This window comes from Candidatus Pelagibacter bacterium nBUS_29 (assembly GCF_051200905.1).
Taxonomy (GTDB): Bacteria; Pseudomonadota; Alphaproteobacteria; order Pelagibacterales; family Pelagibacteraceae; genus Pelagibacter.
Window position 1 is genome coordinate 1 of the sequence record NZ_CP172843.1, and the last position, 16,143, is coordinate 16,143.

Annotated in this window: 17 protein-coding genes and 1 tRNA gene; 7 read left to right on the forward strand and 11 right to left on the reverse strand. The window is 26.7% G+C overall.

All coding sequences use genetic code 11. From position 1 onward, the window contains the following. Window positions 1–100: 100 nt before the first annotated feature. Window positions 101–1,525 carry a chromosomal replication initiator protein DnaA gene (dnaA, locus tag ACIJYA_RS00005; RefSeq protein ID WP_435088452.1) on the forward strand — a complete coding sequence of 475 codons (1,425 nt, stop codon included), beginning with the start codon at window positions 101–103 and terminating at the stop codon, window positions 1,523–1,525. After that, window positions 1,515–2,627 carry a DNA polymerase III subunit beta gene (gene dnaN, locus ACIJYA_RS00010; protein WP_435088453.1) on the forward strand — a complete coding sequence of 371 codons (1,113 nt, stop codon included), beginning with the start codon at window positions 1,515–1,517 and terminating at the stop codon, window positions 2,625–2,627. The genes dnaA and dnaN overlap by 11 nt, the downstream gene beginning before the upstream one ends. Here dnaN and ACIJYA_RS00015 read toward each other — a convergent pair. From ACIJYA_RS00015 to argH, 3 genes are all read right to left on the reverse strand, one after another. Next, a complete protein-coding gene (locus ACIJYA_RS00015) occupies window positions 2,624–3,325 on the reverse strand; it encodes a lysophospholipid acyltransferase family protein (protein WP_435088454.1) in 702 nt (233 codons plus the stop codon). The two genes, dnaN and ACIJYA_RS00015, sit on opposite strands and share 4 nt — an antisense overlap. 5 nt (window positions 3,326–3,330) lie before the next feature. Then, window positions 3,331–4,545: a diaminopimelate decarboxylase gene (gene lysA, locus ACIJYA_RS00020; protein ID WP_435088455.1), complete on the reverse strand. Its 1,215-nt coding sequence runs from the start codon at window positions 4,543–4,545 to the stop codon at window positions 3,331–3,333. A 124-nt stretch (window positions 4,546–4,669) separates the two neighbouring features. Beyond that, window positions 4,670–6,061 carry an argininosuccinate lyase gene (argH, locus tag ACIJYA_RS00025; protein WP_435088456.1) on the reverse strand — a complete coding sequence of 464 codons (1,392 nt, stop codon included), beginning with the start codon at window positions 6,059–6,061 and terminating at the stop codon, window positions 4,670–4,672. Window positions 6,062–6,085: 24 nt separating this feature from the next. Here argH and ACIJYA_RS00030 point away from each other — a divergent pair, with 24 nt between their 5' ends. After that, window positions 6,086–6,595 (forward strand): TlpA family protein disulfide reductase, encoded by a 510-nt coding sequence (locus ACIJYA_RS00030; RefSeq protein WP_435088457.1) that lies wholly within the window; start codon window positions 6,086–6,088, stop codon window positions 6,593–6,595. Here the strand turns inward: ACIJYA_RS00030 and ACIJYA_RS00035 are convergent. Beyond that, window positions 6,592–6,795, reverse strand: a complete 204-nt coding sequence (locus ACIJYA_RS00035) for a twin transmembrane helix small protein (RefSeq protein ID WP_435088458.1) — start codon at window positions 6,793–6,795, stop codon at window positions 6,592–6,594. The genes ACIJYA_RS00030 and ACIJYA_RS00035 overlap by 4 nt on opposite strands. Window positions 6,796–6,844: 49 nt before the next feature. On the opposite strand from ACIJYA_RS00035, the gene ACIJYA_RS00040 reads away from it, so the two are divergent. Both ACIJYA_RS00040 and ACIJYA_RS00045 read left to right on the forward strand, forming a co-directional pair. After that, entirely contained in the window at window positions 6,845–7,495 is a 651-nt protein-coding gene (locus tag ACIJYA_RS00040) for an alpha/beta hydrolase (protein WP_435088459.1), read from the forward strand. Window positions 7,496–7,542: 47 nt separating this feature from the next. Beyond that, window positions 7,543–8,112 carry an HNH endonuclease gene (locus ACIJYA_RS00045; RefSeq protein ID WP_435088460.1) on the forward strand — a complete coding sequence of 190 codons (570 nt, stop codon included), beginning with the start codon at window positions 7,543–7,545 and terminating at the stop codon, window positions 8,110–8,112. On the opposite strand, the gene ACIJYA_RS00050 is transcribed toward ACIJYA_RS00045, so the two are convergent. From ACIJYA_RS00050 to ACIJYA_RS00060, 3 genes are read right to left on the reverse strand one after another with little or no spacing between them, the layout of a single operon-like run. Further along, window positions 8,109–8,642: a demethoxyubiquinone hydroxylase family protein gene (locus tag ACIJYA_RS00050; RefSeq protein ID WP_435088461.1), complete on the reverse strand. Its 534-nt coding sequence runs from the start codon at window positions 8,640–8,642 to the stop codon at window positions 8,109–8,111. The genes ACIJYA_RS00045 and ACIJYA_RS00050 overlap by 4 nt on opposite strands. Further along, on the reverse strand, window positions 8,626–9,111 hold the full coding sequence (locus ACIJYA_RS00055) for a disulfide bond formation protein B (protein WP_435088462.1): 486 nt from the start codon (window positions 9,109–9,111) through the stop codon (window positions 8,626–8,628). Before ACIJYA_RS00055 ends, ACIJYA_RS00050 begins: the two co-directional genes overlap by 17 nt. Beyond that, the gene (locus ACIJYA_RS00060) at window positions 9,104–9,709 is read right to left on the reverse strand and encodes a YqaA family protein (protein ID WP_435088463.1); all 606 of its coding nucleotides are present in this window, start codon (window positions 9,707–9,709) and stop codon (window positions 9,104–9,106) included. The genes ACIJYA_RS00055 and ACIJYA_RS00060 overlap by 8 nt, the downstream gene beginning before the upstream one ends. A gap of 63 nt (window positions 9,710–9,772) precedes the next feature. Here ACIJYA_RS00060 and ACIJYA_RS00065 point away from each other — a divergent pair. Next, window positions 9,773–9,857, forward strand: a tRNA-Leu gene (locus ACIJYA_RS00065). A gap of 7 nt (window positions 9,858–9,864) precedes the next feature. Next, window positions 9,865–11,562 carry an AMP-dependent synthetase/ligase gene (locus ACIJYA_RS00070; protein ID WP_435088464.1) on the forward strand — a complete coding sequence of 566 codons (1,698 nt, stop codon included), beginning with the start codon at window positions 9,865–9,867 and terminating at the stop codon, window positions 11,560–11,562. Window positions 11,563–11,930: 368 nt separating this feature from the next. Here ACIJYA_RS00070 and ACIJYA_RS00075 read toward each other — a convergent pair whose 3' ends face one another. Genes ACIJYA_RS00075 through ACIJYA_RS00090 form a run of 4 tightly spaced genes read right to left on the reverse strand, consistent with a single transcriptional unit; the run spans window position 11,931 to window position 16,021 of the window. Continuing rightward, the gene (locus tag ACIJYA_RS00075) at window positions 11,931–12,836 is read right to left on the reverse strand and encodes a CarD family transcriptional regulator (RefSeq protein ID WP_435088465.1); all 906 of its coding nucleotides are present in this window, start codon (window positions 12,834–12,836) and stop codon (window positions 11,931–11,933) included. Continuing rightward, window positions 12,793–13,119 (reverse strand): ferredoxin FdxA, encoded by a 327-nt coding sequence (gene fdxA / locus ACIJYA_RS00080; protein WP_435088466.1) that lies wholly within the window; start codon window positions 13,117–13,119, stop codon window positions 12,793–12,795. The genes ACIJYA_RS00075 and fdxA overlap by 44 nt, the downstream gene beginning before the upstream one ends. Next, complete coding sequence (locus tag ACIJYA_RS00085) at window positions 13,119–13,532, reverse strand: TerB family tellurite resistance protein (protein WP_435088467.1); 414 nt, start codon at window positions 13,530–13,532, stop codon at window positions 13,119–13,121. The genes fdxA and ACIJYA_RS00085 overlap by 1 nt, the downstream gene beginning before the upstream one ends. Window positions 13,533–13,537: 5 nt before the next feature. Then, window positions 13,538–16,021 carry a helicase-related protein gene (locus tag ACIJYA_RS00090; protein WP_435088468.1) on the reverse strand — a complete coding sequence of 828 codons (2,484 nt, stop codon included), beginning with the start codon at window positions 16,019–16,021 and terminating at the stop codon, window positions 13,538–13,540. Window positions 16,022–16,143: the final 122 nt, after the last annotated feature.

Sequence of the window (16,143 nt, forward strand, 5' to 3'; positions counted from 1 at the left end):
ATTAAATTCTACAATCATAGATTTAATTTATTTTTAAAAAAAAATATTAAGTAGTTGCAAATTTTTTTATTTCGTTCTAACTGAGATTTCCCTACAAGTTATGAACAAATCTACAAATATAAATAATTTAAACAGTTTTAAGTCTGAAAATTTTGATTGGAAATTAGTTCAGTCTGAAATGAAAAATAAGCTAGGACAAGACGTTTATGAAAGCTGGCTTAAAAAAATTACTTTTGTGGATGAATTTAATAATTATTTATTATTATCTGTTCCAACAAGATTTATTAGAGACTGGATTACATCAAGATACATTGATCAAATTTTGCAAATAATTCGTTTATATAAAAAAGATATTATTAGAATTGAATTTAAAATTGATGACAAAAATACAAATCAAAATCTTGAAAATGTAAATGTTAATGAACAATTACCTGATAGAAGTGAAAATGTATCATTTATAAAAGATTCTTATTTGCAGTATAATCGAATTGATCCAAATAAAAGATTCGACAACTTTATAACTGGTACAAGCAATAAACTTGCTTATGAAGCATCGTTAAAGGTTTCAGAAAATATATCTCATTATAATCCACTTTACATTTATGGTGGTGTGGGAATGGGTAAAACCCATCTGTTAAACTCAATTGGAATTGAACTTAAAAAAAATAACAAAGTAATGTTTATATCAGCTGAACGGTTTATGTATCAGTTTGTGAAATCGATCAAAGCTAATGATATGGTTAAATTTAAGGAATATTTTAGAAATACCGATATTTTATTAATTGATGATATTCAATTTATAAGTGGTAAAGAAGCGATGCAGGAAGAATTTTTTCATACATTTAATGCATTATTAGATAAAGGTTCTCAAATAATCGTATCAGCTGACAGAGCACCAAACAAACTATCAAGAATTCAAGATAGAATTAAGTCTAGATTTTCTGGTGGTTTAGTTGTCGATATTCAAAAACCTGATCTTGAACTTAGAAAAAAAATTGTTGAAAAAAAAACTGAGGAATTAAACAATTTATATGCAGACCAACTACAAGTATCAAAAGAAATACAAGATTTTATAAGTACTGAAATTACAGCAAGTGTTAGAGAATTAGTTGGAGCAATAAATAGAGTAGTTTCATTTTCTAGAATCTATAACAAAGTTCCAAATTTGGCTGAAACAAAGGTTGTTTTGAAAGATTTGTTAAATCTGGCTGAAAATAAAGTAACAATAGATTTAATTCAAACAACAGTATGTAAATTCTTTAAAATAAGTAAGAATGAAATGCTTTCATCAAGAAGATCTAGATATTTAGTTAGACCTAGACAAACCGCTATATATTTAACAAAAATTTTGACATCAAAATCTTTACCAGAAATTGGAAGAGAGTTTTCAAATAGGGATCATACAACCATAATACATTCGGTAAAAACTATTGAAAAAATTAAAGAAAAAGATCCTGAGATGGTAGATAATATTAATAAATTAAAAAACCAGATATTATATAATAATAAAGATAATGAAATTTAACGTAAATCAACAAGATCTTCAGCAAGCATTGAATTACTGCCAAGGTGTAATTGAAAAGAGAAGCACTCTACCTATATTGTCTAATATTTTATTAGACGCAAGTAATTCCAGATTAACAATTACAGCAACAGATTTAGACTTAATATTTATTCACCAATTAAATAATGTTGAAGTGTTAGAAGAAGGAAGAACAACAACAACTTCTTCAATTATGTATGATATCATAAGAAAATTCTCTTCTGGAAAAAAAATTAATTTATCTTTGACAGACGTCAGTAAATTACAAGTAGAGTCAGAAAAATCTATATTCAACTTAAATTGCATTAGTGCAACAGAATTTCCATTAACTGATGAAAATTTTAATCAAAATGAATTTACAATAAAATCTAAACAGCTTTTAAAATTATTAAATAAATGTAAATTTTCAGTTTCTAATGATGAAACAAGACATTATCTAAGTGGAATTTATTTTCATCAGACAGAAGTTGAGGATAAAAATTATTTAACAGCTGTAGCAACTGATAGTCACAGAATGTCCATTTCAAAAATAAGATTAGATCAAAAAATTGATTTTGAACCAATTATACTTCCAAAAAAAACTATTTTTCAATTATGCTCGTTGCTAGATAGTTATGATGGAGATGTTAAAGTATCTAACATTAAATCAAAGATAAAATTTGAGTTAAATAATAGCATATTGATTTCAAAACTAATTGATGGGAAATTTCCAAATTATATTCAGGTAATACCAAAGAATAATCAAAAAAAACTAGAAATAGATTTAAAGTTATTTTTAAATTCTGTTGATAGAGTTGCCTCTGTATCTTTGGATAAAAAAGATGGGGTTAAATTTAATTTATCAAAAGATACTCTAGACCTTTCGGTCAATAATACAAATAGTGGTGATGGTAAAGAAACATTAAATGTAAAATTTGATCATGATTTAGAAATAAGTTTTAACTCAAGATACTTAATTGATGTTGCTTCGCAATTAGATGGAGAAAGAGTTGAAATATTTTTTAATGACACAGGCTCACCAGCTTTAATAAAAGATCCAGGTGATTTTGATAGTATTTTTGTGGTTATGCCTATGAAGGGTTAGTTTAACAAATTAAGTTCTTCATAAATATTATTTTCTAAAATTTTGATAAAATCTTTCTTCGAGTAACCTGCTATTATTGGTTTTAAGATTGAAATAGTTATTACTTTATTGCTATGTTTTAGACCCTTTTTAGGCCAAACATAACCCGAATTAATAGCAACTGGCTGGCAAGAAATTTTTAATTCTTCATAAATTCTTGATGCACCTTTTTTAAAAGGAGGTCTTTCACTTGGCAGAACCCTAGTACCTTGTGGAAAGATTATTAATGGTCGTTTAGATTCATCAATTATTTTAGAGATATCTTCAAAGAACCCCAAGTTATCTTTGGTAACTTTATTTCTCTTAATTGATATTGATCCAATTTTTTTAAGATACCAGCCAAAAATTGGAATTAAAAGTAACTCTTTTTTTAAAATGAAAACTGGTGAATTGAAAATAGTTTGAAGATAAAATGTTTCAAACATTGATTGATGAGATGCAGCAATAAAAAATTTTTCATTATTTAGAATATTTTCTTTACCTTTAATTATTATTTTCGTGGATAAAAAAAACTTTAAACAAAAACTTGTCCAATAACCCATCAATTTACCACCAAATAAAACAACTTTTTGAGGTAAAAAAAAAGCAGGTAAAAAAAATAATGAAATAATAATTATTCCAGAAAAAAAGAATATTGAAAATATAAAGTTTCTTATCATTAAAGCTACATCAAATCTTTGTGCTTTTGCCTTTTTTTAATAATTCTAATTTTTGATCCTTCAATTAGTAATTCTGCTGGTTTTGGCCTTACATTATAATTTGAGCTTAATGACATCCCATATGCACCAACATCACACATCATAATAATATCTTTTTCCTTTAATTTTTGAAAATTTTTTAATGATGTAAATTTGTCTGTACTCTCACAAATGGGACCTACAAATTCATAGATTTTTTTTGATTTTTGATTTGTTTTGATTGAGGGTAATGTTTTGTGATTTGCTCCATATAAGGCAGGTCTCATCAAATCATTCATAGCCGAATCTAGTATAATAAAATCTTTCTCATCATTTTCTTTAATGTAAATGACTTTAGAAATTAAAAAACCTATATTTCCGACTATAGATCTTCCTGGTTCAAAAATTATTTTTGTAGAGTGTTTTTTTAAAAATTTTTTAATGGCAATATTGTATTTGTTGTAACTAAGTTTTTTATTATTATCACCATAAGAAATTCCCATTCCTCCACCTAAGTCAATAAATTCAAAGTTATGTTTAGTTTTAACAATAATTTTATCAATCACATTAAGCATTTTTTCATAAGGTCTATGGTCTAAAATTTGACTTCCAATATGAACACTTAAACATTTTAGACTAATGTTTTTTGAACCCGTACAGTAATTAACAAGCTCTAAAAATGTCTTTTCATTTACACCAAACTTATTTTCTTTTTTACCAGTTGAAATTTGACTTAAAGTATTTGCATCTGTATTTGGATTTAATCTAATACCAATTTGTACTTTCTTTTTTTTATTTTTTGCTATTCTATCAATTTCTTTGATTTCACTTTTTGACTCAGCATTTATTAATAATATTTTTTTATCAATAGCATAAGCTATTTCCTTTGATGTTTTGCCAACACCTGAAAAGACAATTTTTTTTGGATTAATACCTGCTTTAAGAGCCATCATAAGCTCTCCTATTGATACAACATCTGCTCCTAAACCAAATTTTTTGATTTCTCTAATTAAATTTACATTAGTATTAGATTTAATTGCAAAACAGATTAATGGAGAAAAAGATTCAAAATTTTTTTTAAAGTCATTAATATTTTTTTTTAACTGATTATAAGAATAACAATAAGTTGGTGTATCAAATTTTTTAGCAATATCTCGAACTTTTACTTTTTCAATTGTTAGTATTTTTTTGATATATTTCATCAAGCCTTATTGGTAAGGATTATTATTTCAGCTTTTTGTTTTGGATCTTTATATTCAGGATCTCCTTTTTTTCCACAAGAGATCAATAAACAACTAAGTAAAAAGGTAAAGATAATTTTTTTAATCATTTTTGTTTCTTATATTTTATTATCATTTTTTTAATATTTTCAAAAGCTGTTCCTCCATAAGATTTTTTAGAATTTACAGAATTTGTTAAATCAAACACTTTTAAAACATCGCTAGTTAATTTTGGCTCAATTTTTTTTAATTCTCTTAAGCTTAACTCATTAAGTTTCTTTTTTTTCTTTTCAGCCAAATTAACAACAGCAGCTGTTTTTTGATAAGCTTTTCTAAATGACATGGAGTGGTTTTTTACAAGATAATCTGCAAGATCTGTTGCGGTAATGTAGCCCGTATTAGCAAGTTCAAGCATTCTTTTTTTATTAGGGCTAGAATTCTTAAGTACTTCATCAAATATTTTTAGACTATTTATTAAAATGTCATTAGATTTAAAAACAATTTCCTTATCATCCTGAAGATCTTTGAAATAAGATAAAGGCAATCCTTTCATAATCGTAAGCATAGAGAATAAATTTCCATAACTGCTCCCAGATTTTCCTCTTAAATATTCTAGAAGATCAGGGTTTTTCTTTTGTGGCATTATGGAGGAGCCTGTTACGACTTTATCTGATAAATTTAATAAACCAAATCCATCTGAGCTCCATATGATTAATTCCTCTGCAATTCTTGAAATATGCATTGAACATACAGAAATACTATACAAAAAATCTAAAACAAAATCTCTATCCGAAACAGTATCAATTGAATTATTTGTTGGTCTTTTAAAACCAAGTTTTTTACTAGTATAATTTCTATCTATATTAAAAGAAGTGCCTGTCAAAGCAGCAACTCCTAATGGATTTTCATCTAAGCTATCTAAATTATTATTAAATCTTTTTTTGTCTCTATTAAACATTTCGACATAAGCCATTAAATAGTGTGCAAATGAAATAGCTTGAGCATTTTTAAGGTGTGTAAAACCAGGCATTATAGTGTTAATATTTTTTTCAGCTAATTTTAATGTACTTTTAATTACTTTATCTAAATTAAAGTTAATCTCTTTAGTTGCAGATCTCATCCAAATTTTAAAATCTGTAATAACTTGGTCGTTTCTTGATCTTGCTGTATGAACATAGCCTGCTTCATCACCAATTATTTGAAAAAGTCTTTTTTCAATATTCATGTGAATATCTTCATATTTCTTATTAAACTCAAATTTTTTATTTGATATTTCCTTTTCTATTTTATTTAGACCATAGATAATTTTATTTTTAATTCTAAAAGAAATAATTTTTTGTTTAAAGAGCATTTCAACATGTGCAATTGACCCTTGAATATCTTCTAGGTAAAGTCTCTTATCGATATCTAAAGAATTACCTACTTTTTGAAATAAAGTTGAAGAACTTTTTTTAATTCTAGTATTCCAAATTGCCTGGTTGTTTTTATTTTTTCTCATGTTATTTAATTATACCTATTTAACATGAGATTTTTAATATTATTTATTTTTTTGATAACAAATGTTGCGGCAAATGAATTGTCTGAAATAAAAAATATAGTCATACATAAAGACCTAAAAACATACGATAATCTAATTTTTTTAGACAAAAAAGATCAAAAAATTAATATTAAAGATTTTAATGGAAGCTTGGTTTTAATGAATTTTTGGGCAACTTGGTGTGAGCCATGTAAGGAAGAAATGCCATCATTGGATAGGCTTCAAAATGATCCAAAACTTAATAATTTAAAAATTTTTGTAATTAATATTGAAAAAGAAAATTTAAAAAAGGTTAATAAATTTTTACAAGAATTGAATATTAAAAATTTAGAACCTTATTTTGACAATCCAATAACTTTAGCAAAAAAACTTTCATTACGTGGAGTTCCAACAACAGTACTTTTTAATACTGAGGGCAAAGAATTTGCAAGGATTATGGGTTCAATAGATTTTGATGATTTAAAATTTATTGAGTGGTTAAAAAATTACAATTAGTTTTTAAAAAAATAGGCAAACGCAACAAGAACAAGTATTGCTATAAATTGCAAAAGAACTCTTAATTGCATTAATTTATTAGAGTATTTTTTACTAGTCTCACCACCTTTAAATAGAGTTCCAATACCTAAAATTAGAACAATTCCAACTGCTAATAAAAGTACAATAGATATAATTTTAACTAATATTCCTGAAATCATATAATTATTGTAGTGTGTTTTAAAAAATAAAAAACATAATTAATTGACTATGACATTTTGCCTAAACTCTATAATTATAAAACCAGAAAATGGGAACGAGATCAAAAATGCTATAATCTTACTTCATGGGTATGGAGGTGATGGCAAAGATATAAGCATGCTGTCTTTAAATTGGAAAAGACATATGCCAAATACAGTTTTTATTTGTCCTAATGGACATGAAATTTGCTCAATTAATCCATCAGGATTTCAGTGGTTTGATTTAACTAAGGATGATCCTGAATATATCCTTGAACAATCTATAAAGGCTGAAAATAAAATTCAAAAATTTATTCATGAAATTAAGCAAGATTTTAATTTAACTAATGATAAAATATGTTTATCAGGATTTAGCCAAGGATGTATGATGTCAATTAATGTAGGTTTAACTTCTGAGAAAAAATTTTCATGCATTGTTGGTTTTTCAGGAAAAATTATCGATCAGGATAATCTAAAAAATAGAATAAAAAATTCTACAAATACTTTATTGATACATGGCGAGTTAGATCAAATAGTACCTTCAACAAGTTTATTAGAAGCAAAAGACTTTTTAATTAGAAATAATATTGAAGTTGAGACTCTATTAATTAAAAATTGTGATCATAATATTCCTATGGAAGCATCAAGTACAGCTCTTAATTATATTTTAAAAAATTTTTAATACCTCTTATTATTGATAAAATAACTCAACTAAGTTAAAAATAGTTAATGAATAATTTTTTTGAACAAAATGTTTCATTAGAAAAGTGCCCAGCTTTAGTTCTTAATGCTGATTATAGACCATTAAGCTACTATCCATTATCTTTATGGTCTTGGCAGGATACTGTTAAATCTGTTTTTCTGGATAGAGTTATAATTGTTAGTAATTATGATCGAATAATCAGAAGTCCATCATTTGATATGAAATTACCAAGTGTCATTGCTTTAAAAGATTATATCGTACCACAATCAAAACCTAGTTTTACAAGGTTTAATGTATTTTTAAGAGATAAGTTTTCTTGTCAATATTGCGGAAGTAATGAAGAGCTTACTTTTGATCACTTGTTACCGAGATCAAAAGGAGGTGAAACAAATTGGGATAATGTGGTTACCGCATGTTCTTTGTGCAATGTGAGAAAGGGAGGAAAATTATTAAAATATTCAGGCATGTCGCTTAATCAAAATCCTTACAGACCTTCAACGGAAGATTTACACAAAAATGGTAAAAACTTTCCACCTAATTTTTTGCATAAAAGTTGGATGGATTATTTATATTGGGATGTTGAGCTAGAGTCTTAAATTTTTTCAGAAATATTGATTGCAATTTTAGAGCCAGTTTTAATCATTAAATCTAAAATTGAATAGGCACCCTTTTTTGTTGCACCCTTTTCGTAAGCTATATCTTTATGATTTAACTCATCTTGTCTAAATTTAGTAATCTTTTTCTTTAAATTTTTTTCATTACTTCCAAGTTGTTTTATTTGATTTAAGTAGTGCTCATCAATTACCTCTTCCACAGAAGCTGTACACAGCATTGCCGCTTTTTTACCAAGTAAAGTTGAACCAAAACCTAAACCAACGCCAAGCAAATCCCAAAGAGGCAACAATTTTGTCGGAGGAATTTTTCTTTTTTTAATTTCATTTTCAAAAAATTCACAATGTTCTTTTTCATGTGTTTTCATTTCCTCAATAGTTTTTTTTAAACTTTCATCTTTTACAAATGTATTAAGAGCAAGTAATTGACCTTCATATATTTTAACTGCTCCACGTTCACCAGCATGATCAACTCTTATAAATTCTTCAATTTTCTTTTTATCTATTTTTGTCATATTCAAAATACATTTTTATTAAGATAATAGTTATTAAACATGAAATAATTATATTAAATGTTGTAAGTGATAATCCAAAGATTTTAAATGTTACATCTTTGCAACTAACACTTTTTTGTTGCAATTGCTTGAGTATTTCTTCTTTAGATAGAGTCTCAGATGCATTTTGAAGATCACACACAAGTGATTCTTGTATTAAGCCTTGCTCAATACCGAAGTGGTATAAAGATAGTAGTGTTGCACCAAGAAACACTATTATTAATAAGAAAATAAAAAATTTTTCAAAATGATTAAATTTTAAATTTAGAATAATTATAATTATTGAAAAGAAATAGGGTATTCTTTCCAATAAACAAAGATTACAAGGTTGATGGCCTAGAACAAGCTCAATAAAGTAAGCTGAAATTAATGCAATTAAACTAATTAGAAAAATAGTTTTGAATAAATTTTTTTGAATTAGACTAAGCATTAAACTTGTGAATTAAATATATAATAACAAATATTAAAACTAATAATATGCCAACAATAGTAAACCATTTAGAACCATATTTGCTCATGAACTGTGTAAATAAATGACCAAATCTATATGATAAATAAGCTATGATAAAAAATCTTAAACTTCTTGAAATTAAGCTGACCAATATAAAGCCTAAAAAATTAAAACCAATTAATCCACTTGCAATAGTAAACACTTTATAGGGTAATGGAGTAAAGCCAGCGAGAAAAAGCACCCCTAACCAAGCCAGAAAACCTTCTTCAAGTGTTAGACTATTTTTTAAGGCAGAAACTTTGTTTTCATATCCATAAAACTCAATTACTCCCATTGCCATATCAAAAAATATAGCACCTAACATGTATCCGAATATACCACCCAAAACTGAAAAAATAGACGCTATTATAAAAATCTTAATATATTTAATCTTTTTAGCAATGACCATTGGAATGATCATAACATCAGGAGGAATTGGAAAAAAAGAACTTTCAGCGAAAGAAACTATACCTAAAAAAAAATTAGAATTTTTATGAGAAGCCAAATTTAAACATTTTAGGTAAAGAGTTCTAAACATTTTTTGGTTTTATTATAATTTTAGTTCTTATACTATTTAAAATATTATTTTATTAATAATTAAGGGCGAATGGCGGAACTGGTAGACGCGCACGACTCAAAATCGTGTTTCGCAAGAAGTGAGAGTTCGATTCTCTCTTCGCCCACCAAGAATTTATGAATATAGATCAATATAATAACCTTTTAGAATTGTTTCATTATCAATTGGTAAAAGAAAAACCTGATCAAATTTTTCTTCAATCACTAAAAGACCAGAACTTGAAATTTACTTGGCAAGATACATACCTAAATATTTTAAAGTTGGCTGAAGAATTAGATAAAATTATTGATAAAAGTGATCGATGCTTGTTAATTTCAGAAAACAGGCCAGAGTGGATGATTTCCGATTTAGCCATTATGTTATCTAATGGCGTAACAGTTCCAGCTTATACCACCTATACCGAAAGAGATTATGAATATTTGATAGACGATTGCGAACCATCAGTAATAATTGTTTCTGATGAAAATCAATACAAAAAAATAAAGAATTTTATAAGTAATAAAATATTTATTAAGAAAATAATTTCATTTGAAAGCTTCAAAAACGTTCATAAAATAATTTGCATAAAAGATATTTTTAAAAAAAAACAATTTAAAGAAAAGAATTTATTAAATCTTGAAATAAAAAGAAAAGATTTAGCATGTATAATTTATACATCTGGTACACAAGGTAACCCAAAAGGTGTAATGTTAAGTCATGGAGGCATACTAAGTAATTGTGAGGGATCAATTTCATTATTAAATGAAATCATTTCAGTAAAACCAAAATTTCTTACTTGGTTACCTTTGTCTCATTCATATGAGCATACCGTACAATTTGTTCAGATTGCAATTGGTGCTCAGGTTTTTTATGCAGAAAGTATTGATAAACTAATTAAGAATATGAGTGATTGTAGCCCTGATATAATGACGGCAGTGCCACGGTTTTATCAAAATTTGTATCAAAAAATTGGTACAAGCTTTAACAAGACCAAGGGTTTCAAAAATTATCTAATAAATAAAACATTACAGCTAGGTAAAAAGAAATTATTTAAAGAAAAATTTTCCTTACTTGAGTCTTTACAAAATTTAGTTTGTGAAAAATTAGTTAGAAAAAAAATAAAATCTCAATTTGGAGGATCATTAAAAGCTTTTATATCAGGTGGAGGAGCACTTGATAAGGAAGTTGGAGTATTTTTAAACTCAATAGGACTTCCAACACTGCAAGGTTATGGTTTAACCGAAACCTCTCCAGTTGTGAGCTGCAATCCAATTCACGATATAAGAATTCAAACTGTAGGACCTCCCTTCACTGGAAATCAAGTTAAAATAGCTGATGACGGAGAAATTTTGATCAAGGGAGAAAATGTGATGTTAGGATATTGGAATAATAAGGCAGAAACAGACAAAGTGTTAAAAGATGAGTGGTTATATACAGGTGATATTGGTCATTTTGATAATAGATATTTAAAAATTACTGATAGAAAAAAAGATATTATTATTACTCTTGGAGGAGATAATATTTCTCCAGTCAAGATAGAAAATGATCTTGCTAAAATAAATTTTATAGAACAGTCATTAGTATATGGAGATAGTAAACCTTATTTAGTTGCTCTATTAATCCTAAATAAAGAATTTAAAAAAACTTCTATCAATGAAATTAATCGTGAAATAGAAATAATAAATAAAAACTTACCAAAAATAGAAAAGATAAAAAAATTTATTGTTGTTGAAGAACAATTCACAATTGAAAATGGATTAATGACTCCAACGTTAAAATTAAAAAGATTTAAAATAATTAATAAATATAAAAATCAATTAGAAAAACTTTATTAAATATTATTATTAAGTGTGTTTATTATCCGCATAAACATTAATTAAATTGATTAAATAAAATTTTGAATAAAAAATAAAAAATAAAAAATTTATTTAAAAATTCAGTTTTAATTAAAGAATTGACATAACTTACATAAAAAAATAAAAATATAGTAATAGCGAATCAACTTGATTCGTTTAACTTAAACAGGGAGCTAAAGATGCCTAAGAAAAGAAAAAAAGCTGCTAAAAAAACTAAGAAAAAAGCAGCAAAGAAAACTAAGAAAAAAGCAAAAAAGGCTAAAAAAGCTAAAAAAAGAAAAAGATAGTAATTTACTAATCTTTACTAAAAACGCTTCTCATTACAAACTGTATGAGAGGCGTTTTTTTTATTCCTCTAAATTTTCGTCTTGATCAGTTATAGGCTCTTCAACAGGTAATTCTGCTGTGGGTGATTTTGGTGCAGAGGCTATTGGTTGAGCTTGGCCCCCTAAATTTCTTTTTAATGCCTTATCAAGTTTCTTTTGCGTATCCTCTAAAGATACATTCAATATAATTTGAAACTCTGATAAAATTCTTTCATATGCCTTTTCAAACAATTGTCTTTCACTATAAGATTGGTCAACCATAAGATCATCACCCTTATTTAAATCCCTAACTACCTCTGCTAATTCATAAATTTTACCAGAAGAAATTTTAGCTTCATATTCTTGCGCTCTTCTACTCCACATAGATCTTTTAATTTTTGGCTTACTTTTTAAAATGGAAATGCATTTATTAACTTGATTGATTGTTGCTAGAGGTCTCAAGTGAGATTGCTTATTAACTGGAACCATACCGTTGGCTTTATCTTTTTCAAACTTTATGACGTATGTTTCAACATCAATACCACCAATATTTATCTTTTTAAATTCTGTGATTTGACCAACGCCATGTTTTGGATAAACAATATAGTCTTTTATTTTATATTCTCTTTTTTCAGTTTCTTGTTTTTTAACTTTTTTAATTTCAGGTTTTATTTCATTACTTTTAGAAATTCTCAAGTTATCAACTTTTGGTTCTTCTTTGGCTACAGAAGCTTTTGTTGTTTTTTTTATCTTACTTGGTTTAGGAGCAACTTTTTTTAAAACTTTAATTGTTTTTTTGGTTACAACTTTTTTAGTTTTTTTTACTTTTTCTTTAACTGATTTTTTGGCTTTAACCACTTTTTTTATTGTAACTTTTTTTTTCACTTTTTTTTCAGGTTTTGTTTTAAAGATTTTCTTTAAAATATTTTTCGTACTTATTTTGCTCATTTTTAAATTTTTCGTGATCCGTGGGAGGATCTTTTTTTTCACTTATATTAGGCCAGATTTCTGAATATTTTTTATTAATTTCTAACCACTGTTCACTCCCAGACTCAGTATCTGCTTTTATGGCATCAACTGGACATTCTGGCTCGCAAACGCCACAATCTATACACTCATCCGGTTTAATTACAAGCATATTTTTGCCCTCATAAAAACAATCCACCGGGCAAACGTCAACGCAGTCAGTTAATTTACACTTAATACATTTATCATTAACTATATAAGTCATTATAATTTTTCTTTTTTAATTCTGTCTTTAATATCGCCCATTGTTGAGCTGTCAATATAAAGTAAACCAGCTAAACGTCTCATCAAATTTGTTTCATAAATATCAGCATCATTGTTAGAGTAAATAATAGACCATAGAGCTTCAATTATTCTAATTTTGTCAGCTTCAGGTAAGTTTTTTACTTCTTTTGTAAAATCTAATATTTGATTTGAATTTTCTTCAATAGTTTTCGCCTCTTGAATAATTTTAGATATATCTTTCTTGTCTGCACCTAATTCTAAAAGAGTTTTTTTAATAATTTCTTCTTCACTTTCAGTATAATTTTCATCAATTTTAGCTGCATGAATTAATAATGCACATGTTTTAACTAAAAAGTTAATTTCAGTAACAGGTAAATCTTTTTTAAAAAACATTAGAATTAACTGAGATTTAAATTTTTTAAGATTTTAAACGGATTTTCATTTGAAACTTCTTTTGTTGAATTCTTTTTAAATTTTTTAATTGGATTATATTTAAAAAAAGTTTCATCATTTTTATCAAAAATTTTATAATTCATTTTTTGTAAAAGTTTCTTAAAATTATCTTTGCTACAACCTAATAAATTAAGCATTTCTGGTATCATCTTAATTTCTTTATTTTCTTTTGAATTTGATGTGTTTATGATTAGCATAAATAATCTTTCAAGGATGTCTATTCTTACAAATAGTGTATCAAAATTTTCAAACCCGCATAAAAGCATAAAATTTTTATTTCTAAGCTCTTTATCGTCTAAAAAATTTAGACCAAATGTAGGTGGCTTGATATTATAATATTTCTGATGGAAATTTTTCCACAATAATGTTCTTAATGATACTGCTTCTGGCTTAATTAATTGGTATAAAAATACGTGGTATCTTCCAAATTTTACACCTAAATCTCTTAAAATTTTTCTTTCATTTTGACCAAGCGACTTAAGATATTCAGAAACTTGTTCTCTTTTTAACACACCATTATTTTCATAAAGTTGATAGGCTAAAGCTTTGATCGATGAATTTTTATCTTTAAGATTCTTTAGATCTACTAAGCTTTTAAGAACCAAGTTAATTTTATTTTGTATCCATTTATTAATATAGTCACTAAGTTTTTGTTTTTGAATAGGTTCAATAATATCATCAACCATGAGTTCAAAATTTGGATTTAAATAATCATGCCCAGAAAATAATTTAGCAATTGGAAAATCATTCCAATAAATTTTAAAATCATCATTTAATTCAATCAATCCTGTGTCAATAATAATTTGAATTCTTTTTTCTAGCTCTGGTCCAATAGTCTGTCTTGCAGCTTTTTTTAAAGATTTGATATCCGTTTCTAAAGCACCTTTTTTTAAATCTAGTACCAATTTAAGACCATTTATTTTGCCAATAAATTGGTCATCAATCATTACATCGTTATTTTCAAGTATATCTGTTTTGAATTCCATATCTTGTTTTAAACCTCTTGCAAGAACACTTGCTCTTTTATCAATAAATGTTTTGGTAAGTTCTTCATGAAGTCTGTCTGAAAGTTTATCTTCTAGGTGTTTTGTTTTTTCGATCCAATAATCTTGATTTTCTGTCCAATTATTTTTATTTGAAACATAAGACCAAGTTCTAACATTTGCAATTCTATTTGATAGAGAATCAACATTTCCCTCCAATTTATCAAGCTTTATAAGCTGTAATCTCATAAAATCATCTGTGATTTGATGTTTTCCACTACTTAGATATTTAAAAACATTTCCTATGACTTCATAATGATTTCCATAAGTTTTTTTAACAAAATCAGGAATCTGACAACATTCCCATAAAAGACTGAGTAATTTTTTATCAAAATCTAAATTTAATAGGTTTTTATCTTTTAGAAAGTATTTAAGAGCTTTTTCATCTTCACATTCATGAGTTTTACGTAACCATCCCATCTGTGGTTTTTCGTCTAAAGATTTTATCAAACTAAATGTATTATTAAAATTCAAGTTTGAATTTCTCCAAAATAAAGTTCTTATATCCTCAAATTTATGGTTTTCTAATAGCTCTACATCTTCAGCTATAATTTCTTTACAATCACCCGTAACACCAAAATTACCATCATTTAAATATCTTCCAGCTCTACCTGCAATTTGACCTATTTCAGATAAATTTAGTTTTCTTAATTTTTTTCCATCAAACTTTTTAAGATTAGAAAAATAAACATAATCTAAGTCCATGTTAATGCCCATTCCTATTGCATCCGTTGCTACTAAAAAGTCAACATCACCAGATTGGTAAAGTTCTACTTGAGCATTTCTAGTTTTTGGACTTAAGGACCCCATCACAATTGCTGCCCCACCTTTTTGTCTTCTAATTAATTCAGCTATTGCATAAACTTCTTCAGCTGAAAAAGCTATAATTGCTGTTTTTCTATTTATTCTTGAAATTTTTTTATGACCTGCATATGTTAATTTTGATAATCTTTCTCTATTTATAAATTCTATATCACCATCTAATTTAGAAATTATGTTTTTGATCGTATTAGAACCCATAAGCATTGTAAGTTTTTCACCTCTCATGTTTAAAAGTCTATCTGTAAAGATATGACCTCTTTCATGATCAGCACACATTTGAATTTCATCAACACCAACAAAATCTAAATGTTTATCAATTGGCATGGACTCCACTGTGCATAGGAAATATTTAGCATTAGTTGGAATAATTTTTTCCTCACCAGTTATTAAAGCAACTTTATCTACACTGACTTTTCTTATGATCTTGTCATAAACTTCTCTGGCTAATAATCTTAGGGGAAAACCAATCATGCCTGACTCAAATGAAAGCATAGTTTCGATAGCCAGATGTGTTTTTCCAGTATTAGTGGGTCCGAGAACAGCAGTAATTTTGTGTTTAGTCATTTCTACCTTTGGTGTACTTTTTTTTACTCCTACCAGATATTGTTGGTGTTAAAGAACAAAGATAGACTAAAACATGACCGAAATCGGAGGATAAAAAGTTCTCATTTTGCTACAAACTATAC